Origin of the sequence: Nocardia sp. NPDC059691 (assembly GCF_042733915.1) — a bacterium.
GTDB classification, from domain to species: Bacteria; Actinomycetota; Actinomycetes; order Mycobacteriales; family Mycobacteriaceae; genus Nocardia; species Nocardia sichangensis.
In genome coordinates, this window is sequence record NZ_JBHWFB010000007.1 from 187,594 (window position 1) to 207,181 (window position 19,588).

Sequence of the window (19,588 nt, forward strand, 5' to 3'; positions counted from 1 at the left end):
CGATGGACACACAACCCCTGGTCCTCGACCCGCTGGGTGCCGACATTCAGGGTGAGTCCGCTCGTATTCGTGCGCGCGGGCCGGTGACCCCGGTCGAATTGCCGGGCGGCGTGCGAGCGTGGTCGGTCACCGACGCCGACGTGCTCAAGCGGTTGCTGGCCGATCCCCGGGTGTCGAAGGACGGCAAGCAGCACTGGCCCGCGTTGATCAACGGCGAGATACCCCAGGACTGGCCGCTGTTGCCGTGGGTCGCGGTGAACAACATGTTCACCGCGTACGGTGCCGACCACCGCAGGCTGCGCAAACTCGTCGCGCCCGCCTTCACGCACCGCCGCACCCAAGCGATGCGCCCGATGGTCGAGCAGATCACGACGGACCTGCTCGGCGCGCTCGCCGCGACGCAGGCGGGCGAAGCGGTCGATCTCAGGGAAGGTTTCGCCTACCCGCTGCCGATCCAGGTCATCAGCGCGCTGATGGGCGTTCCGGAATACCTGAACGCCGGTCTGCGCACATGCGTCGACGGCATCTTCGATACGTCGCTCGGGCCCGAGGAGTCCCAGGCGAACTACATGGAGATGTACCGGATCCTGGGTGAGCTCGTCGCCTATCGGCGGGAGACACCCGGTGACGACATGACCAGCCTGCTGATCTCGCACCGGGACGAGGAGGACGGCTCGCAGCTGACCGAGCAGGAGTTGATCGACACGCTGCTGCTCGTCATCAGCGCGGGGCACGAGACCACGGTCAACCTGCTCGATCAGGCCGTCTTCGCGCTGCTGACCCACCCGGACCAGCGTGCCGAGGTGACCGAGGGGCGTGCGGCCTGGTCCGATCTGATCGAGGAGGCGCTGCGGTACGAGGCGCCGGTGGCGCACCTGCCGCTGCGCTTCGCCGCCGACGACATCGAGATCGACGGCCTGCGCATCGCCAAGGGCGAACCGATTCTCGCCTCCTACGCCGGGGCCAACCGCGATCCGAAACTGCACGGCCCCACCGCGAGCGAGTTCGACGTGCGGCGAGCGAGCAAGGAACATCTGGCCTTCGGCTACGGGGCCCATCACTGCTTGGGCGCACCCCTGGCGCGGCTGGAAGCCGAGGTCGCCCTGCCCGCGCTCTTCCAGCGCTTCCCGAACCTGCGCCTGGCGGCCGATCCCGCCGAACTCGGGAGCGTGTCCAGTTTCATCTCCAACGGGCACGCCAGGTTGCCGGTGTATCTGGCGGCGGACTAGGGGCTGACCCGCGCCTCCGGTCGCCGCCGGAGGCGCGGGTCAGCGCAATGCTTCGACCAAGCCGGACTTGCGAGCCTTCGCGAGTCCGCGCCGGGCGAGAAAACCGTTGCCCAGCAACAAAATCGTCTTGTTCGGCGGCGCTTTGAACCCGGACGCGGTGTGCGGCGCGTACACCGCCTCGGTGCCGGAAACCTCGAGCCAGCCGGTGTTCTGCCGCGATTCCAAGCCGATCAACTGGAACCGATACTCGTGGGCCAGCAGCCCGGCGCGGCGTCCGCCTTGCGGCAGGCCCGCCGGGACGGTCAACCGCACACCGTCGGCGCTCGACCCCGTCACCTGCACCGGGACGACCGCCGGGTAGCCGTCGGCCTGCCGGTAGCCGAGCAGCCGGTGCGGCAGCTTCGTCGCCTGGGCCGCGGTCCGGGCGACGTCCACCCGGGGGCCCGTCCCCTTCGCCGGAGGCTGCTGTGTCGCTGGTTCGACCGAAGGCGCTGCGGCACCGAGGATCTCGGGCGTGCCCGCCGCGTCGAGGTCCGGCCATACGACGATGCGGTCGACGGTCACGGTCACGACCACTCGATCGGCGTAGTAGGCGCGCAGCCACCGGTCCCAGAACACACCGCGCCGCGGTGCGCCCATGTAGGGCGTGGCCTGGGCGCCGAGGCGGTCCAGCGCCTCCTGGTCGGGCGTCGGGTCGAACGCCGCGGTGCCCTGCGCCAGCACGAATCGCGAGTTGTCCCGGCTTCCGATGCCGTGCTCGCGCGCGTGATACGCCAGCGCCACTTTGGGTTCCCGCTTCATTCGCTCCAGCTTGCGTCCGAACCCGAGTGAAGTCGTGAACCCCACCGTGCCCGCTGCCCGGTCGCGCAGCCCGATCGGCGACACCGCCGACACCACCGCGCCGCCCGCGGGCGTCACATACGCTGCGGCGCACGTCAGATCGCCGCCGAGAACGTCGTCCACCTCGTCCGGCCAGGTAACCGCCATGGGACGGATTTTACTGCGCCGCCCTTGACGACGCGGCCGTCCGGAGCCGAGAGTGCGCAGATGGTTTCCACCGCCGAGGCGGCAGACACGACGCTGCGCAAGGTCACGATTCGCCTGCTGCCCTTTCTCGGGCTGCTGTACTTCGTCAACTATCTGGACCGGGTGAACATCGGGTTCGCCGGGCCGAGCGGCATGAAGACCGAGCTCGGGCTCACCGAGACCGCGTTCGGATTCGCCTCCGGCATCTTCTTCGTCGGATACCTGCTGCTGGAGGTGCCGAGCAACCTGGCGCTGCACCGGTTCGGCGCCCGGCGCTGGATCGCCCGGATCATGGCCACCTGGGGGCTGGTGGCCACGGCGATGGCCTTCGTACCCGACGCCACCGTGCTGTATCTCCTGCGGTTCCTGCTGGGTGTGGTGGAGGCGGGCTTCTTTCCCGGCATCCTGCTCTATCTGACCTATTGGTTCCCGCAGGCGCAACGGGCGCGGATCGTCGCGTTGTTCATGACCGCGGTGCCCATGTCCACCGCGTTGGGCGCGACGGTGTCCAGCTTGATCATTCGATACGGCGACGGCGTCTTCGGGCTCAGCGGTTGGCGTTTCATGTTCTTGGTCGAGGGGTTGCCCGCCGTCGCGTTGGCGGTGGCGACCTGGTTCTATCTGACCGACCGTCCCGAGCAGGCGGGCTGGCTGGCCTCCGCCGAACGTGAATGGCTCACTCGCGAACTCGCCACGGAGCAGGCCACGTTGCGGCGCGCGGAGCACTGGACGTTGCGTCGTGCGCTGACCCATCCGCGGGTGCTCGGCCTCGCCTTCGTCTACGGCGGCATCGTCTACGGCCTGTATGCGCTGGGATTCTTCCTGCCGACGATCATCGACGGCTTCCAGCAGCAATACGGAACGCACTATTCGGTGGTGCAGCGCGGACTGATCAATGGGGTGCCCTACCTCGTCGGGGCCGTGGTGATGGTGTGGTGGGGCAGGCACGGCGACCGGACCGGTGAGCGGGCTCGGCACGTCGCCCTGCCCGCGCTGCTGGGCGGTCTCGCCATCCCGGTGGCGCTGTATCTCGGCGATCCGTTCGCCGCCATGATCGCGGTCACGGTGTGCGCGGTGGGCGTGCTCGCGGCGCTGCCGACGTTCTGGGCCCTGCCCGGCACCTTCCTGTCCGGCGCGGCGGCGGCGGGCGGCATCGCGTTGATCAACTCGGTCGGCAACGTCAGCGGTTTCGTCGCGCCGTACGTCACCGGTGGGCTGAAGGACGTGACCGGCAGCCAGCGCGCCGGGCTCTGGGTGGTGGGATTGTGCATGATCGCCGCCGCGGCGGGCGTCATGACACTGCGGCGGCGCACCGGCGACGCTCCCGTCGACCGGGACGCGGATCTGTGATCCTCGGCCTGCCCATGGCCTCGCTCGCCGCCGAGTCCGGGGCGCGATGCGTGCCGCCGAACCGCGGCCGCCGAGGTGAGGGCCAGGCCGTATGCAGAGATGCGCTCGCAATGTGGCGACCGCCACCATGCGTTTTCAGTGTCGGCACGGAAGTCGTTGTGGTGGACTATCATCCACGGCAATGTAGATCGGAAAGGGCTGATCTACCGGGCCGTCGTACGGGCGTCTCACTTGTCGGCGTCGGCGTCTCAGACGACTTGCCGCCGCGGTTGTAGGGTGAGCGCTGCTCGTTCCGGCATGTTTGCGCGACGGTCGCGCGGGCATCCGGGGAAGACGCCGCATCACGCTGGGAGGACCGATGGCTACCGAAGACCGGACCGCAGTGTTCGACGCGGTGGTCGCGGCGGCGGACTATCCCGTGCTGCTGGTCACCGTGCAGGCGGACGGCCGGCGCGCCGGTTGTCTCGTCGGCTTCGCGACGCAGGTCAGCATCGAGCCGCGCCGGTTCCTGATCGGCCTGTCCAAGAAGAACTACACCTATCGGGTCGCGCAGCACGCCGACCGGCTCGCGGTGCATTTGCTCGGCAGCGAACAAGTCTCCCTCGCACGGCTTTTCGGCGGTGAGACCGGCGACGACATCGACAAGTTCGTGCACTGCGACTGGCGCCCGGGTCCGGGCGGCATCCCGGTGCTCAGCACAGTGCCCAGCTGGTTCGTCGCTCGTATCCGCGACCGCTACGACCTCGGTGATCACGTCGGGATGCTGCTGGAACCCGAGGACGGCGCCGTGCTGCGGCCCACCGCGGAGACGCTGCATTACCACTCGGTAGCGGATCTGGTTGCGGGCCATACCGTCTGAGTTGGTTCGGGACCGCCGCCCGGACGCGAAAGCTATTTCAGTGCGTTCGCAAGTTCGAATCGTTCGGCGAAGGCGGACAACTCGTCTCTGGCTTGCTCAGGGTCCCCTGTGCTCGCGCTCACCACGATGCGCGTGACACCCTGTTCGGCCAGTCCCTCGACCCGCTCGACCGGCATGTCGACAGATCCCCAGCGCGTGTACTCGAACGCGCCGGGATCCCGGCCCGCCGCAGCGGCCGCGGTATGGGCGATCTCCAGCTGGGCGGCGCGTTCGGTGGGCCCGAGCACCCCGCCGGGGAAGTAACCGTCGCCGCGGGAACCGGCGCGCCGCGCCGCGGCGCGGCTCGATCCACCGACATGGATCGGCAGGTCGCCGCCGAGGGGTTTCGGATAACTGCACAGGTTCTCGAACCGGAAGAACTCGCCTTCGAAGCTCACCCCGTCCGCGCCGCCCGACCACAGCAGTCGCAGCACATCGATGGCCTCGTCGGCGCGGCGGCCTCGGGAGGCGAAATCGACGCCGACGGCCTGTGCCTCCCCGGGCAGGGTTCCCACCCCCACGGTGAGCAGGCGCATCCGTCCCTTGGACAGCACGTCGATCGTCGCGAGGCGTTTGGCCAGCACCACCGGATGGTGGTAGGGCAATAGCAGCACCGCGGTGCCGAGCAGGATCCGCTCGGTCGCTGCGGCCACGAAGCTCAGCGCGTCGAGGGGGTCGGCGAACGGCACCGAGGGCGTGATCTCCATCGGTCCGACCGCGGCGCCCGGGTACAGCGCGACGTGCTCGGGCAGGTAGATCGCTTCGAATCCGCAGCGCTCGGCGTGCTGGGCGTAGGCGATCAACCGGTCCGGGTCGACGCCGAAGAAGGGAGTGCTGTAGCTGACCGCGAACCTCACCGCGGCTCCTCGATCCGGTCGAACTCGCAGGCCGCCGCGAGCCGCTCGTGCAGCTGGCCTCGTACTCGCTCCAGCCGCGCCAGGTACGAATCGACCTCGGACAGCTTGCGCCGCAAGGTGGACACCGAGTCCGGGCAGACGTCTCCGGAACCGTTGCCCGCCCGCAGGCAGGCGACGAACGGACGAATGTCGTCGAGATCGAAGCCCGCGCCGAGCAGTTCGCGGATCTGCGCCACGATCAGCACCTCCGCGTCGTCGTACGAGCGGTAACCGTTGGCGGCGCGGTGCGGCCGCACCAAACCGTGCTCCTCGTAGTAACGCAAGGCGCGCGTGCTGGTGCCCGCCCGCTCCGCCAGTTCGCCGATGCGCATCCGTCCTCCTTGTCTCCGCTACCGCCACGCTAAACCTTCTCGTCGACGTCAAGGCAAGTCGGCGCGGGCTGCGTACCCTCGGGGGAGATCAGCCGGCGAGCCTTGCTCGCCGATTCCCCTCGACCAGAGAGCATTTCGTGACGAACGCGCATTTCATCGTTCCGGTCCGCGACGGCGAGCGGGAATTGCTCGACCGGGTCGCCGACTTGGCGACCGGATTCGCGGCCGTGGCGGCCGACTACGACGAGCGCGCCGAGCTCGCCGTCGAACATCTGGACGCGTTGCACGAGGCCGGCGCGGATCACGCGGTGCTGCCCGAATCGTCCGGTGGCGCGGGCCTGAGCTACCTGGGACTCGGTCGCCTCGTCAGAATCCTGGCTCGAGCCGATCCGTCCACCGCGACGATCTGGACCATGCACGCGGGGGCGGGCGTCGCCCTCGCGGAAATCACCGGCGAGAGTTCGGGATCGTTCTTCGCCGACGAGTTCCGGTCGGGTAAGCGCTTCGCGAACGCGTTGTCCGAACCGGCGAGCGGAAACCGCTTCCTCCAGCCGCAGCACGTCGCCGAGCCGACCGCGGGCGGGTGGTCGCTGAGCGGGGCGAAGCGGTTCGTCTCCGGGAGCGAGATCGCCGATTATCTGCTGGTCAACGCGCTCGTGGCGGGGGAACCCGCTTTCTTCGGCGTGGTCCCCGACGAAACGGTATCGATCGTCCCGATCTGGGACACTCTCGGCCTGCGCGCCACGCGCAGCCAGCTGCTCGCGTTCGACGACACCGTGCTGCGTGCCGAGTACCGCGGCCGCGCGCCGCGTCCGGGAGATTTCGCGGTGATCCCGGCCGGGCTTCCCGCGATTTCGCTCGGCATCGCCGATGCCGCGCTGGACGCGCTGGTGGAACACGCGCGCACCAGGGAAATTCTCGGCAAGCCCTTGGCGCACCAGCAGTGGGTGCAGTACGAGGTCGCGGACGCGCAGACCCGGCTCGCCGCCGCGCACGCGCTCTACGAACAGGCATTGTGGCAGGCCGACCATGGGATCGCGCTGTTCTTCGACAACCTGTCCCGAGCCAAGTACCTCGCGAACAAGGTGGCGGTCGACGTGGCGCAGCTCGGCGTTCGGGTCGGCGGCGGCTCGGGGTATCTGAAGCGGTCGCCGATCCAACGTCACCTGCGCGATGCCCAGGCCGGCCAGCTCATGGCGTATTCGACGGAGGTGATCGCCGGGGTGATCGGGCGGGGCGTCCTCGGCGTGCCGGACGAAGCGTGACTCGCGGGCGCTAGCGCGGCGAGCGCTTGTCGCGCCCCGGTGCGGTGTGGTTGTCGAGCAGGAACGCCGACATCGCCTCGGCTACGGCGGCGGGCTGGTCGAGCATGGACAGTACGTACGCGTCATCGATTTCGACCAGCCGGGCCGCGGGAATGAGTTCCGCGAGCCGCGGGCCGTGCTCGCGCGGCATCACCTTGCCCGCCGAAGACCACAGGATCAGGGCGTCTCCACGGAAGTCGCGCAACGCTTCGGTATGGGCGATCAATTCTCGTTTCGGGAACGCCGACTTGGTGTAGGCGAGCAGGTCCCGCCGGATCCGTGCGTCGCGCAGCCCCGGCTCGGTCCAGCCGCGCACCAGCGCATCGGGCAATGGGCGCCGCGCCATCCAGCCGAACAGCAACGGCGAGCGGCGCAGCCACCGAACGCGCAACTGCCGCAGCGCCAGCGACATGCCGCCCGGGAGGTGAGTGGCGACGGTGGCCATCTTGCCCGGCAGGCCGGGCGGGAAGTTGTCGAACGCCTCGCACGGCAGCACGATCAGCCTGCCGACGCGTTCGTCCAGCCCGTAGGCGGTGAGGAACAGCGCACCGCCCCAATCGCTGTGAACGAGCGTGACCTCGCGCAGGTCGAGTGCGGCGAGGAAGTCGGCGATCAGGTGGTTCAGGCCGCGCAAACTCAGGTCGACGCCGGGGCGCAGCGGCAGGGGATGGGCGCCGAGCGGCAGGTCCGGCAACAGGTACCGGAAGCCTTCGGGGAGGGCGTCGATCACCTCGTCCCAGACCGTGTGGTTCATCAGCAGGCCGTGCAGCAGGACGACCGGAGGTCCCTCGCCGCGCTCGACGTAGTGCACCCGTCCCGCGGGCAGTTCGATCACAGGCATGTCCGCCTCCATTCGAGCGATCACTCTAGAGTGTTTGCTCTAGTCTGGAAGGGTGACCGAGAAAATGTCAACCAGCACCCGGGAGCGCATCGTCACCGCGATGGCCGAGTTGATGCGCACACAGGGCTATGCGGGCACCAGCGTCAAGCAACTCACCGTCGCCGCTCAGGCTCCGATGGGGTCGCTCTACCACCACTTTCCCGAGGGCAAACCGCAGATCGCCGCCGCGGCGCTGCGCACGTCCGGGGCTGCGTACATCCAGTTGCTCCCGCTGCTGCTCGACGCACACGACGACTTGCGCGAAGCCATACCCGCCGCCTTCGCGGCGGCCGCCGAACAGATCGAGCAGACCGGCTGGATCAACATGTGCCCGGTCGGCACCGTCGCGGGTGAGATCGCCGACAGCGAACCCGCGCTGCGCGACGTCGCCGCCGAAGTCATCGCCTCCTGGATCGACGCGGGCACCGACTACTTCGTCCGCCGCGGCCTGTCCGCGACGGACGCTCGCGATCTCATCCTCGCCGTTCTCACGAGCCTCGAGGGCGCTTTCGTCCTCAGCCGCACGCTGCGCTCGACGGAACCGTTGCACGCGGCGGGCCGGTCCACGAGTGCCCGTATCGAACAGGTACTGGCCGGGGCGCGCGGTCAGCGCGCCGCGCACTCGGCCGAGTGACTAGCCGACGCCGATCTCGCGGCCACCGACTCCCGAGGTGAACTCCTTCCAGCGCCATGGCCCGCCCGCGTCGCTGGCCAGCGGCGGGGTGTCTTCCCCCGCGCCCGCCCGCAACCCGGAGATCAGGTGCCGGAGTGCGTCGACGGCGGTGAACCGAGGAGTCCAGCCCAGCTCCGCCCGCGCGCGGCCGGTGTCCATGATCGGCAGGTGCATCACCCCGTCCAACAGGTCCGGCGTGGCGGGCAGTGTCCGCGCGTGCCAGCCCATCGCGAGTGCGGCGCGGATCACCGCGGGCGGAACGGACACCACCCGGGCATCGAAGACCGCGGCCAGCCAGGAGCGATCGATCACCGGCTCCGCGGCCAGGTTGAACGGGCCACGGGCATCGGTCGCGATCGCGAGCGCGTACGCGCGTCCGACGTCGGCGCTGTGCACCGCCTGGAACCGCAGGCCGCGCGGAATCGGCAGGATCGGCGGGAGGCCCGGCCGCATCAGGCGGTTCGGCAACAGCGGACCGGCGAACAGACGCCGTTGCTGACTGGCGGTGTGCCTGCTGAAGATGAACGCCGGACGCATGCGAACCACGCGGCGATCCGGATTCTCGGCCTCGAACCGATCGAGCAGCCTTTCGACGTAAGCCTTCTCCCGCATGTAAGCGGCGGGTGGCCAGCCGTCGGTCGGCCAGCTCTCCGGCACCGGCTCGTCGCTCTGGCACGGGGAGTAGGCGCCGACGGAGGAGGCGTAGACCAACGCGGGGACCTGCGCCGCGGCGACGGCGCGCAGCACGCGTTCCGTGCCGCCGACATTTGCGCGCCACGTGACCATGGGCTGATGGGTGGGCTGGAACAGCCATGCCAGATGCACGACCACGTCGGCTCCGTGGAAATGGGACTCCAGGTCGTCGGTTCGCACATCCGCGCGCACCCACTCCACACCCGGGCGCGGGATGCCCGGCACGCGCCGAGCGATCCCCACGATCGAACTGACTCCCGCTTCGGCCGACAGTGTCTCCAGCACGCTCGTTCCGACGTTTCCGGTGGCACCGACCACGACGACGCGCATATCTGCTCCTTGGCTCGGTGACGAGGTTCGAGAGCGACTTACCCAGGATGTCGGCGACGACACCGCGGTAGAGCGGTGAATCGGATTCTTCCCGGCCGGGCCCGGCGACCGCCGGGTGCGGTAGCCCGAAGGCGCGCCCAGGACCGCGTCACGACGGGCCGGTGCGCATCCGGACGACCTGCGAACCAGCGGCGGACGGGAACCCACTCGGGCTCCCGTCCGCCGCTCGTCTGCAAAACGTCACATATTCGATTGGGCGAGACGGTTGGCAAGCAGTTCCTTACCCATCCGGCCGCCCTTGCGGCTGTCGGCCTGCGCCTTGCGGAAGAACTCCACCAGCTCGGTGTCTCCGGCGCGTTCCGCGTCCTGGATGAACGTGTCCAGACGCAGTGCGTTCTCGAGGGACGCCTCGACGAACCAGATCAGGTTGTAGTCCTTGTCCCTGGTGCCGGTGATGGTGCCCGTTTCCTGCTGCTTGGTCATCTCCACTCCTTTCGCTTCTTCGTCGCCGAGCCGCGCGTCGCGTCAGTCCCGTCCGAGCGCGTGCGCCAGCTCCTTCTTCGTCATCTTCGAGCGGCCTTCGACATTGCGCTTCTTGGCCTCGTTGTACAGCTGGTCACGGGTCGGCCCTTGGGCGCCGCTGTGCGAACGCTGACCACCGCGCTGCTGCGGGGACTTGTCGTCGGTCGACGTCTTGCTCGCGGTCTTGGATTGTCCGGACTGGGCACGGTTCTTGTTGACCGTGCGAGCGGCGATCTCCTTCGCGCGCCCGGTGCTCGCGCCCCGGGATTTCGCCGAATCCGCGATGTGCTCGTACTGGCGTTCCTGCTTGTCGGTCCAAGCCTTCGGCATGTCATCACCTCCTGTATCTGCGGTCTACCCCGGGAATCTCCGCGCAATCCGGATCGGGCCCGAATCGTCCGCCGGGCCCGGCCATCCGAAGCTTCCGAGAGCGCGACCGCTACTCCGGGAGGTGGTGAGCTGACGTCAGCAGGTGCTGGGCGCGGGCTCGCCGCGAACCCGGCCTTGGAGCCACGGCAGCACCGAGGGGGCGCCGAGGACCGCTGCGGTCAGATGCTCCACGTCGGCCACGCGCAGTGTCTGCACGGGCACCCCGGCCGAGCACCAATGGCGATTGGTGTTGTCGATGGCATCGATCGGAATCAGCCCATCGCTAGGTGAATGCCATTCGAAAATGGGGATTTCCGGGGCGCTCGGGTAGAGCTCCACACTGTTCTCCTCGACCACCGACCATGCGGCCGGAGTGTCGAAGACCGACGTGGAGGTCACATAGTCGCGCGCGCTACCGTTCACGCCCGCGGCGAGGATGTCGTTGGTGCAGCTGTTGGCCATCTCGTCGCGAAGCGCCAGACCGCGCTCGTTGAGTGACTGGCTGGTCGGCACGCGGTCGGGGTACTCCCGTTCCAGGCCGATCGCCGTCGCCATGGCCAGGCCGAACGCCGGATGCGGTTCGAAACCCAACGCTTTGGCCATCGTCACCAGGTTCATCGGGGCGCCGCCGATGGCCGCGCCCGCGAGCCGCAGGTCGGGCGCGTAGGTCGGTTGCAGCTCGGCCGCCCATGCCGTGGCGAGACCGCCGCCGGAGTAACCGGCCAGCGCGGTCGGACTGCTCTGCAAGCCGAGTTCGGGGAGCTGTTTGGCCGCGCGGATACCGTCCAACGTGATCTGGCCGCCCAAACGCCCGGCGCCGAGCGCGAACTGCGGTCCGAGATGGTCCGGCAGCGCTACCGTCCAGCCCTGCGCCAGCAGGACGTTCAACATCGGCGTGGTCAGCGTCAGGTTCGGATCGTTGTGGTAGAGCAGGTGCGACACCGCGCAGTGCGTGCCGAGCGAGTTGATGAAGTGCTGATACGACAGCAGCGGCATGCCGGGCCGCTGGCCGAGGGGGGTGAGGATCGTTGTCGTCGCCGAGATCGGCGCGCCCCGCGAATTCGTGGACCGGAACTCGACCAACCGGACGGTGGCGCCGGGGAACAGCGGAAGCGGTGGCAAGACGCGCGCGTCGAGTATGTCACCGGGACGGTGCGCCGCCAGATCGGCGGGCGCGGCGTAGAACGGGTCCGGATCGGGCTGCGGATAGAGCGGGTCCGCGGTTGCCGCCGTCCCGAGCAGAAGAGTGACTGCCATTCCGCAGCACGCGCCGATGGCACGGGCGGAACCGATGCGTTTACTGCCGAGCAAACGAAGAAACGGACGAGTCACGACCTTGACCTCCAGGGGTAGTTCGCCGCATTCGCCGAACAGTGGCGGGCATAAGAGTGCATCGTCGGCAAACTATCAGCAACATGAAGTGGTGAGTTCGTGAATGCGCGAAAAATCCACTGGCCTCGAAGATAACTGGCGATTTTGAGGTGATTCATTGTGGGTATCGTGATGCATAGCAACTGAACAGCCACTACTGGGAGAATCCCAGGGTCCGCAGCGGAGACCGCACATCCGCGCTGGGCATTCGATCCGCCGTCGGCCATGGCCGCGAACGTCCGGCGGTGTCCGTTCGTTTGTCACATCGCGACCGAACGCATCCCGACGAGGGGTTGCGATGCGGGGCGAGCACGGCTTGGCTGGATCACATACACAGCGACGAGGTGCAGGCGCAGGAAGGAGCGGTCATGGCCAAGACAGCAACCGAGAAGGTCCGTGAGTCCGGGTCCGAATCACCGGAGAAGGCACGTTCCGCGCCGCCCACCGAGACCGAAGCGCCGACCGGCTCCGACACCGCGACCGCAGAGCGCGGCGGGGTGCGTGTCCCGGTTCCGACGCTCGGGATGCGGATGGCGCGAGTTCCGCTGCCGCCCGGGCCGCGCAGCGTGGCGACCGGTGTTTCCTCGGCGACCACGGCGGTGCTCGATCGAGTACCGGACCGGGAGTCGTTGCTCTATTTCGGCGGGCTCGGGGCGGCCGCGGTCACCGGGCTGGTCTCGTGGCCGGTCGCCGGAGCGATCGGCGTCGGCGTCTGGGTGGCCGAGCATGCCCGTCGTTCGCCGGTGCCTGCGGGAGACGGGGCCGAAAAATGACCTGACCACGCGATGCCACCCAGCGCCGCCTCAACCGCGCCAGCTTTCGAGGACGCGGTCGACGGTGGGCCGGATACGAGCCCTGGCCTCCGAGCGGGGGATGCCGGTCATGAGGAGATGGTCGTAGTCGGTGTCGCGGTGGCGGATGGAAGCTATCACGGCGAGGGTGAGCGCTTCGGCGGACAGGAGTTTGGCGGCGGCGGTGCGGCCTACGCGGCCGCTGCCGCGGGCGGCGGCGTGTTCGGCGATCTCGGTGGCGCGGTCGGCGGGGCAGCGGGGGAACAGCCGCCGGATCTCGTCGGACATTCGGGCACGGTATTCGACGTCCTCGGCGGCGCGGCGCACGCGGTCGCGGTCGCGGCGGCGGGAACGGGCCTCTTCGTCGGCCAGGCATTGCTGTTCGGCGCGGGTGAGGGCGACTTCCTCGACGAGGATGCCCAGCCGTTCGTAGCGTTTGCGCCGCCGGTTGAAGCGGACCACCACGGCGGCGAGGGTGCTCTCCTTCTTGGCGCGCCGGCTCAACGCCGCGTTCCCGGCCGGCAGGAACTCCAGATGATCCAGGTCCGAACAGGTGAGGCACAGCGGACCGGCCGCGGAGGTGATCAGATACGAGCCGGTCTCGGCGCATTCCGCGCACGTCCAAGGTTCAGCGGCCTCGACCACCGTCAGATCCGGGGCCCGGTTCTGGCGCTGGACGACCTGCTCGCGCCGCGCCGGGCTGAGCTCCGCCGAGAGCCAGTGCACCCGGAACACCGTGTCGTCGCCGTCGTCGACGAACCGCAACGCCTCGCGGTCGCGGCCGCTCGACAGATACGCCGCTGTGGCCGCGGTCAGCCCGTGCTCGCGGGCCCACTCGCCCAGCAGATCCGCCGCTTCGAGCATTCGTCGCCCGTCCACCGCCGTGACCCGCTCCAGCGACGGCGCCTGCCCCTGTCGCCAGCGATCGACCTGACCGGACCGCACCCACCCCAGAACGGCGAACACATCGACCGCCGACACGTATTTGCGTTGGGCCAGCGCCGCTTCCGCAGCCTCGACCACCCGTCGCCGCAGCTTGGACACGAGTTCGAACCCTAGCGCACGCCGCGATGGGCGCAGGACGGTGCCGATGCGGCGGATTCGCTACGAAAAAGTGTCCTATCACCCGATCGAATGTCGGTATGCAAGCGGATGCCGTCGGGTGGCGTTCATCGGGCGCTGGTCGAATAGCGGGGCAACGTTCGCAGGGAGGAAGAGCCATGACCAGCATCGACACTCACGCCAACGGAACCGTCGCGTCCCGTGTCACCGAACTGACCACGGTTTTCGAGCGGGGACTTCGCGAAAACCTAGGCGTCGGCGCGTCTCTGGGCATTCGACTGGAGACCGCGGGCGACGGCTACACCCGGTACTACCTCGATCCGAACCCGGCCGCCATCAACGCGATGTTCACCGTGCACGGCGGCGTGCTGGCCACCTTGATGGACACGGCGATGGGGAGCGCGGTCTTCACGAAGCTCGGTGACGGCGTGGCCTACACGACATTGGAGTTGAAGGTGAACTTCATCCGGTCGGTGACGCTGGACGGTTCCCGGCTGACCTGCGAGGCCAACGCCGTGCACCTCGGGCGGCGCACCGCGACGGCGGAGGGCCGGATCACCGACGCGAACGGCAAGCTGATCGCGCACGGTTCGACCACGATCCTGGTCTTGCAGCCCGAACACTGAGCGCAGCGGACGGCCCGGCTCCCGGAACACGATCGGGAGCCGGGCCGTCCGGTGTCGAAAATCAGGCCAGTGCACGGCATTCGTCGATGAAGCGCACCAATTCGTCGAGGCGGTCGCTGCGGGCGTCCACCGCGCGGTCGATCACCTTCACGAGGTGCTCGTAGGCCTCGGTGTGGTCGTAGGAGGCCACGTCGGCGATCTTCAGCGCCCACCGCCAGTAGCCGCGCATGGTGTCGGCCAAGGGCATGCGGAAGGTGGCGATCACCTCCCGGATCGGCTCCACGGCGGCGTCGCCTCGTACCCGCAGGTAGCGGCCGACCACGTCGGCCATGAAACTGAAATGCCGCGCCTCGTCGCGCGACAGCCGCGCCAGCACCGCCCCGAGCACCGGATCGTTCACCACCTCGCGCAGGTGCTGGTAGTACATCTGCGTCGCCTTCTCCTGCACGAGCGCGTAGGCGAAGAACTGCACCGGATGCCGGTAGGGCAGGTCGAACGGTTTCTGCCCCTCGATCGCCAGCTCGGCGCGCAGGGCGCCGCGCTCGGCCATCCCGGACGCCACCTGGTAGCGGCTCAGCGCGCGTGCGTGGGTGTCCTCCTCCAGCGCCCAGCGGACCGTGAAGTGGTAGAGCTCGCGGTTGTGCACGAACGCGTCCCGGTCGACGGTGTCGTCCACCGGGAAATAGCGGTGGTAGACGTCGAAGTAGCCGGGCAGATGGTCCTCGATGAGGGTGACGAACTGGACCGCGGACCGCTGGCCTTCGGTGAGCAGGCCCGCGTCGGCGCGGGACCAGTCGAAGGCGGTCTCCACGTCCCAGGCGCGCGTGGCGGGCGAGGCCGCGAGGAAACCGTCGACGGCCGCGACCACTTCGTCGACGGGAATCAGCGCCGATTCGATGTTCATCTGTCGCTCCTGCGGCTCAGCGGGCGTTACGGCAGGTCAGCGCGTAATGCTTGGTGGTGTAACCCCACCCGGCGTTCGCGATCTCCAGGTAGTGCCGCAGCTTCGCGGCCAAGCCGGGCCCGTGCGCGTCGATGCGTTCGGCTGCGGCGTCGACGTTCGCGATCCAGTCGTCGATGGTGCGGCGGTAGTGCTCGGTGAGGTCGTCCACCGCGATGACGGACAAACCCGCGTCCTCCGCGGCGGTGACCAGGTCGGAGAGCGGACGCAGATCGCCCCACCCGAAGATGTCAGCGCGCACGAACTCGGTTCCGGCCTTGGCGTCGAACGCCGTGCGCGCGGACGCGTTGCGGAAGCAGCTCTCCGACACGTACAGCGTGCCGCCGCGCCGCAGCACCCCGCGGGCTCGGCGGAAGACCGCGCCGAGATCGGGCATGTGCACGATCGAGCCGAGCAGCGTCACGGCGTCGAAACCGCGCGGCGGCAGTTCCATCCGCTCGAAGTGGCCGACCCGGGTGTGCACCCGATCCGCGAGACCGCGGGCGCGGGCCTGCTCGGCGATGTACTCGTGCTGGCGTGGCGCCGGGCTGACACCCGTTGTCTCGCAGCCGAATTCCGCCGCCATGAACAGGATCAGCGAGCCCCAGCCGCAGCCCACGTCCAAGAGGCGTTCGCCGCCGGTCAGCCCGAGCCGGTCGGCCACGAACCGCAGTTTGCGCCGCTGCGCCTGCTCGAGGGTGTCGGACTCGGATTCGTAGAGCGCCGAGCTGTATTTGCGCAGCGGGTCGAGGAATTGGCCGAAGATGTCGGGGTCGAGGTCGTAGTGCTGGTTGGTGTCTGCGGTGACCGGCTGGTCGGTGACGGTCACGCCGCCGCCTCGCGCAGCGCCTTGCCGACCACGGTGACGACGTCGTTCAACGAGGACAGGCCGAACACGTCCTGGTCCTCGAGTTCGATGTCGTAGGTGCGCTCGATCTTGGCGACCATGCGCAGCACGCGCACCGAGTCGACGCCGGCCATGCCGCGCAGGTCCAGGTCGGGGCGCAGCTCGGTCTCGGGGATGCCGGTCTCGGCGGTGGCGATGCCGGTGACCGTGCGCAGGATGTCGTCGGCGGTGTGGGTGGTGGTCATGACTCGACTCCGTTCGGGGCGAGGGCGGTGCCGGTGGACAGTGCGTGGGAAAGCGCGGCGACCTCGTCGTCGCCGAGGGTGAGCTGATGGCGCACGTCGTCGAGCGCGAACGGCTGGTAGGCCGCGGTGGAGCCGGCGCACACGAGGCCGTCGGCGTCGCGGATCTCCGCGGACGCCCGGATCGGGCGGTCTTCTTCGTCGCCGGGCAGCGTTGCGACGCAGTGGTATTCGCGTCCGACGAGTAGCGGGGTGAGGAATCGGGTGCGCTGGGTGACGGTGAACGCCGGGTGGTGGCGCGCCAGGACGATGAGATTGCCCATCACCTCGTCGCAGATCACGCCGATCAACCCGCCGTGCACGACGCCGGGGTAGGACTCGAACTCGCGCCCGAGCCGGAACCGGGCCTGCAACCCGTCCGGATGCGGGGTGAACCGCAGGCGAAGGCCGGTCGTGTTGTGCGGCGAGCAGCCGAAGCAACGGTAGTCCGGGATCGCCGACCAGGGCACCCGGACGGTGTCCACTCCGCCGTGGACGGTGTCGTCGAAAGCGCTGTCGCGGTCCATGGCGCTAGGCGATCGCGTCGGCCAGGGCCCGGCGAACCTTGGCGTTGCTGGACAGGTCGAGTCCGGTCATGCCTGCGAAGGTGCGCCGGACCTTGTCGTGCAGGACCTCCAGCTCGCCCTCGGCGGCGACCTGCTCGAGGAACAGGTCGAAGCCGGTGTCGATGGTCTCGTGGTCGCCGAGTTCGCTGATCCCGGCCTTGAACGTGCTGACCGGGTGCTTGATCTTGGCCTCGGAGCTGTACACGTAGAGGGTCTCCAGCACCGACGGCAGCTCCTCGGGCCGCCGCCGCAGCCGCTCGGTGGCGTAGTGGATGAACTCGCGCGCGTGGCCCGCCTCATCGCGACTGGCGTTGAGCAGCAATCCCTTCAGCACGGGCTCCTCCACCCAGTTCGCCACCGCCCGGTAGATGTGGTTGACGGTGAGCTCGGAGATGATGTTGGTGGCCAGGGTCGCCGACGGGGTGGTGCCCGGCGCGTACGGCTCGCGCATCGAGTCGACGGCCTTGTCGTCCACGCGCTCGCCGAGCGCGTTCAGCCAGGAGCGGAACGCGTAGTGGTGCTGCACTTCCTGGTAGCCCCACACCACCGCGAACGTGGAGAAGTCGTAGTCGTCGACGAACTCGTTCAGGAATCCGTGCACCGCGGCGATGACGTTGGACTCGCCCATCGTCGCGCTCTTGGCCAGGGTGATGTACTCGGGACGGACCAGGGTCGCGTCGACGGCGTCGAGATCGAGGTCGGCCAGCTTCCAATGCAGGCGCTCGTAGTGGCGGAAGACGTCATAGCTGTGCACGAAAGGCTCCGGTTCGGTCGGGATTACCTGCGGTGGGTGATGAGATCGCGGGCGGCGAGCCGCTTGAGCTTGCCGCTGCTGGTACGGGGAATGCTGCGCGGCGCGACCAGGTGGACCTGGACCGCGGCCAGGCCGAGTTCGGCGGAGACCCGGGCGCGGATCGCCTCGGTCAGAGCGTCGGCGTCGGCTCCGGTGCGCTCGGATTCGGCGATCAGTGCGATCACGTCCGCGCCGTGCGGGTCGATCGCCGCCGTGCACCGGCCCTTGTACACGCCGTCGAGGTCGCGTACCGCGGCCTCGACGTCCTGGGCGTAGTAGTTCACGCCGCGCACCGTGATCATGTCCTTGCACCGGCCGGTGACGAAAAGCTCGCCGTCCCTCAGGTAGCCGAGGTCGCCGGTGCGCAGCCAGCCGTCGGCGAACAGCCCGGACACGCGCGCGGGGTCGGCGGTGAGATATCCGCCGGTGACTGCGTCGCCCTGGATGAGGATCTCGCCCACCTTGCCGTCGGGCAGGTCACAGTCCTGGTCGGGGTCGACCACGCGCACCCGCATACGCGGTACCGGCGAGCCCACTCCGGCCACCGGCCGAGCACCCGAGGCGTCCGGTGAAACACGCTGTGCGATCGCGCCATCCGACAGTGCGGCGCGATCCACCCACTCGAAGACGGGCGCGCGGCCCAGTGGCGGGAAGGTGACCGCGAGGGTCGCTTCGGCCATGCCGTAGACGCCGAACATCGTCGCCGGTCGGAATCCGGCGGGGGCGAAGCGCTCGCAGAACGCGACGACGACATCTCGGGAGATCGGTTCCGATCCGTTGAACGCGATCCGCCAGCGGCTCAAGTCGTAGTCGCGCACCCGCTCGGCGGGCACGGCGGCCAGCAGCGCCTCGTAGCCGAAATTGGGCATCGCGGTGATGGTGGTTCCGCTGGCGGCGAAGTCGGCGAGCCAGCGGGCCGGGTCCTTGACGAACGACAGCGGGGACCACACGTGGGCGGGGATGCCGCGCAGAATCGCCGAGAGCGTGCCGAACAGGCCCATGTCGTGGAACAGCGGAAGCCAGAACCCGCCCTGATCGTCCAGGCTCAGATCGATGCCGGTGCGGATCGATGCCAGGCCGCTGAGGACGTTGTGGTGGGTCAGGCGAACGCCTTTGGGTGTCGCGGTGCTGCCGGAGGTGAACTGGATGACGGCCGGATCGTCGCTCGACAGCTCGGGAAGGGCGTCGGCCGTCGCAGTGTCATCCGCGAGAAGTGCTGCGGTGTCGATCAATTCGACGTCCAGCGTGTCGCCGAGCAGTGCCGCCAGGTCGGCGAAGCGATGCGACACCAGAATCGTGCGCATGCCCGCCGCCGCGACGATGGCGGCTAGCTTCTGCGGGTAGCCGCTCGCCGCGCGGGCGCCTGCGGGCAGCGGAAGGGGAGTCGCGGCGCCGCCCGCCGCCGTCACACCGAATAGGCAGGTGAGGAACTCGGGAGCATTCGGACTCAGGATGCCCACCGGTTCGCCGCGCCGCACCTCGCGCCGCAGCAGCGCCGCCGCCGCGACCAGCGACCGCCGGTGCAGCGCGGCGTAGTCCACCGTTTCCGGCAGCGACCAGAACGTGGCGGCCACCGCGGGATGGGCGGCGGCGATCTCGGCGAGGCGACCGTGCAGGGTCCCGGCCGAATCCGCGGAATTCATGTCTGCCACGGAAACAGCGAATTGTGACGGCGCATTGAACTCGCTGTGAATTGACGTCGGCGATAAACAAGGCCGATCATCCGATCGCACTGCGCGATAAAGTATTTCGGCTATGGACCGATAGGAACGGGTAATCGTCGCCACACCGCGCCGGTGCCGCGCACCA

Annotated in this window: 22 protein-coding genes; 7 read left to right on the forward strand and 15 right to left on the reverse strand. The window is 68.9% G+C overall.

Going from position 1 to position 19,588, the window contains the following annotated elements:
* Positions 1-2 precede the first annotated feature (2 nt).
* The gene (locus ACFV2O_RS17630; RefSeq protein WP_379252699.1) at positions 3-1,229 is read left to right on the forward strand and encodes a cytochrome P450; all 1,227 of its coding nucleotides are present in this window, start codon (positions 3-5) and stop codon (positions 1,227-1,229) included.
* A gap of 39 nt (positions 1,230-1,268) precedes the next feature.
* Here the strand turns inward: ACFV2O_RS17630 and ACFV2O_RS17635 are convergent, their stop codons facing one another.
* Positions 1,269-2,216: a hypothetical protein gene (locus ACFV2O_RS17635; protein WP_379252700.1), complete on the reverse strand. Its 948-nt coding sequence runs from the start codon at positions 2,214-2,216 to the stop codon at positions 1,269-1,271.
* A gap of 60 nt (positions 2,217-2,276) precedes the next feature.
* On the opposite strand from ACFV2O_RS17635, the gene ACFV2O_RS17640 reads away from it, so the two are divergent.
* Both ACFV2O_RS17640 and ACFV2O_RS17645 read left to right on the forward strand, forming a co-directional pair.
* Positions 2,277-3,605 carry an MFS transporter gene (locus tag ACFV2O_RS17640; protein WP_379252701.1) on the forward strand — a complete coding sequence of 443 codons (1,329 nt, stop codon included), beginning with the start codon at positions 2,277-2,279 and terminating at the stop codon, positions 3,603-3,605.
* 358 nt (positions 3,606-3,963) lie between these two features.
* Complete coding sequence (locus ACFV2O_RS17645; RefSeq protein WP_355076557.1) at positions 3,964-4,464, forward strand: flavin reductase family protein; 501 nt, start codon at positions 3,964-3,966, stop codon at positions 4,462-4,464.
* A gap of 32 nt (positions 4,465-4,496) precedes the next feature.
* Here the strand turns inward: ACFV2O_RS17645 and ACFV2O_RS17650 are convergent, their stop codons facing one another.
* Complete coding sequence (locus ACFV2O_RS17650; RefSeq protein ID WP_379252702.1) at positions 4,497-5,360, reverse strand: TIGR03619 family F420-dependent LLM class oxidoreductase; 864 nt, start codon at positions 5,358-5,360, stop codon at positions 4,497-4,499.
* Complete coding sequence (locus ACFV2O_RS17655) at positions 5,357-5,731, reverse strand: MerR family transcriptional regulator (protein ID WP_355076553.1); 375 nt, start codon at positions 5,729-5,731, stop codon at positions 5,357-5,359. The genes ACFV2O_RS17650 and ACFV2O_RS17655 overlap by 4 nt, the downstream gene beginning before the upstream one ends.
* A gap of 137 nt (positions 5,732-5,868) precedes the next feature.
* Here ACFV2O_RS17655 and ACFV2O_RS17660 point away from each other — a divergent pair, with 137 nt between their 5' ends.
* Positions 5,869-6,996 carry an acyl-CoA dehydrogenase family protein gene (locus tag ACFV2O_RS17660; RefSeq protein ID WP_379252703.1) on the forward strand — a complete coding sequence of 376 codons (1,128 nt, stop codon included), beginning with the start codon at positions 5,869-5,871 and terminating at the stop codon, positions 6,994-6,996.
* 10 nt (positions 6,997-7,006) lie between these two features.
* Here ACFV2O_RS17660 and ACFV2O_RS17665 read toward each other — a convergent pair whose 3' ends face one another.
* The gene (locus ACFV2O_RS17665; RefSeq protein WP_379252704.1) at positions 7,007-7,876 is read right to left on the reverse strand and encodes an alpha/beta fold hydrolase; all 870 of its coding nucleotides are present in this window, start codon (positions 7,874-7,876) and stop codon (positions 7,007-7,009) included.
* A gap of 64 nt (positions 7,877-7,940) precedes the next feature.
* On the opposite strand from ACFV2O_RS17665, the gene ACFV2O_RS17670 reads away from it, so the two are divergent.
* A complete protein-coding gene (locus ACFV2O_RS17670) occupies positions 7,941-8,549 on the forward strand; it encodes a TetR/AcrR family transcriptional regulator (RefSeq protein ID WP_379252705.1) in 609 nt (202 codons plus the stop codon).
* Here the strand turns inward: ACFV2O_RS17670 and ACFV2O_RS17675 are convergent, their stop codons facing one another.
* From ACFV2O_RS17675 to ACFV2O_RS17690, 4 genes are all read right to left on the reverse strand, one after another.
* On the reverse strand, positions 8,550-9,611 hold the full coding sequence (locus ACFV2O_RS17675) for an NAD-dependent epimerase/dehydratase family protein (RefSeq protein WP_379252706.1): 1,062 nt from the start codon (positions 9,609-9,611) through the stop codon (positions 8,550-8,552).
* Positions 9,612-9,851: 240 nt separating this feature from the next.
* A complete protein-coding gene (locus ACFV2O_RS17680) occupies positions 9,852-10,094 on the reverse strand; it encodes a hypothetical protein (RefSeq protein ID WP_355076543.1) in 243 nt (80 codons plus the stop codon).
* 42 nt (positions 10,095-10,136) lie between these two features.
* Positions 10,137-10,463, reverse strand: coding sequence for a plasmid stabilization protein (locus tag ACFV2O_RS17685; protein WP_355076542.1), 327 nt, complete (start codon positions 10,461-10,463; stop codon positions 10,137-10,139).
* Between the two features lie 135 nt (positions 10,464-10,598).
* Positions 10,599-11,759: a lipase family protein gene (locus ACFV2O_RS17690; protein ID WP_379252707.1), complete on the reverse strand. Its 1,161-nt coding sequence runs from the start codon at positions 11,757-11,759 to the stop codon at positions 10,599-10,601.
* Between the two features lie 482 nt (positions 11,760-12,241).
* Here ACFV2O_RS17690 and ACFV2O_RS17695 point away from each other — a divergent pair, with 482 nt between their 5' ends.
* On the forward strand, positions 12,242-12,646 hold the full coding sequence (locus tag ACFV2O_RS17695) for a hypothetical protein (protein WP_379252708.1): 405 nt from the start codon (positions 12,242-12,244) through the stop codon (positions 12,644-12,646).
* A 30-nt stretch (positions 12,647-12,676) separates the two neighbouring features.
* Here ACFV2O_RS17695 and ACFV2O_RS17700 read toward each other — a convergent pair whose 3' ends face one another.
* The gene (locus ACFV2O_RS17700; RefSeq protein WP_379252709.1) at positions 12,677-13,708 is read right to left on the reverse strand and encodes a DUF2293 domain-containing protein; all 1,032 of its coding nucleotides are present in this window, start codon (positions 13,706-13,708) and stop codon (positions 12,677-12,679) included.
* Between the two features lie 176 nt (positions 13,709-13,884).
* On the opposite strand from ACFV2O_RS17700, the gene ACFV2O_RS17705 reads away from it, so the two are divergent.
* A complete protein-coding gene (locus tag ACFV2O_RS17705; RefSeq protein ID WP_379252710.1) occupies positions 13,885-14,352 on the forward strand; it encodes a PaaI family thioesterase in 468 nt (155 codons plus the stop codon).
* A 61-nt stretch (positions 14,353-14,413) separates the two neighbouring features.
* On the opposite strand, the gene ACFV2O_RS17710 is transcribed toward ACFV2O_RS17705, so the two are convergent.
* From ACFV2O_RS17710 to ACFV2O_RS17735, 6 genes are read right to left on the reverse strand one after another with little or no spacing between them, the layout of a single operon-like run.
* Positions 14,414-15,256: an acyl-ACP desaturase gene (locus tag ACFV2O_RS17710; RefSeq protein WP_379252711.1), complete on the reverse strand. Its 843-nt coding sequence runs from the start codon at positions 15,254-15,256 to the stop codon at positions 14,414-14,416.
* A 16-nt stretch (positions 15,257-15,272) separates the two neighbouring features.
* The gene (locus ACFV2O_RS17715) at positions 15,273-16,121 is read right to left on the reverse strand and encodes a class I SAM-dependent methyltransferase (protein WP_355076530.1); all 849 of its coding nucleotides are present in this window, start codon (positions 16,119-16,121) and stop codon (positions 15,273-15,275) included.
* Positions 16,118-16,384 (reverse strand): acyl carrier protein, encoded by a 267-nt coding sequence (locus ACFV2O_RS17720; protein ID WP_379252712.1) that lies wholly within the window; start codon positions 16,382-16,384, stop codon positions 16,118-16,120. Before ACFV2O_RS17720 ends, ACFV2O_RS17715 begins: the two co-directional genes overlap by 4 nt.
* A complete protein-coding gene (locus ACFV2O_RS17725) occupies positions 16,381-16,947 on the reverse strand; it encodes a PaaI family thioesterase (protein WP_379252714.1) in 567 nt (188 codons plus the stop codon). Before ACFV2O_RS17725 ends, ACFV2O_RS17720 begins: the two co-directional genes overlap by 4 nt.
* A 4-nt stretch (positions 16,948-16,951) precedes the next feature.
* Positions 16,952-17,740, reverse strand: coding sequence for a ferritin-like domain-containing protein (locus ACFV2O_RS17730; RefSeq protein ID WP_379252715.1), 789 nt, complete (start codon positions 17,738-17,740; stop codon positions 16,952-16,954).
* Between the two features lie 23 nt (positions 17,741-17,763).
* Complete coding sequence (locus ACFV2O_RS17735; RefSeq protein ID WP_379252716.1) at positions 17,764-19,422, reverse strand: fatty acyl-AMP ligase; 1,659 nt, start codon at positions 19,420-19,422, stop codon at positions 17,764-17,766.
* Positions 19,423-19,588 lie beyond the last annotated feature (166 nt).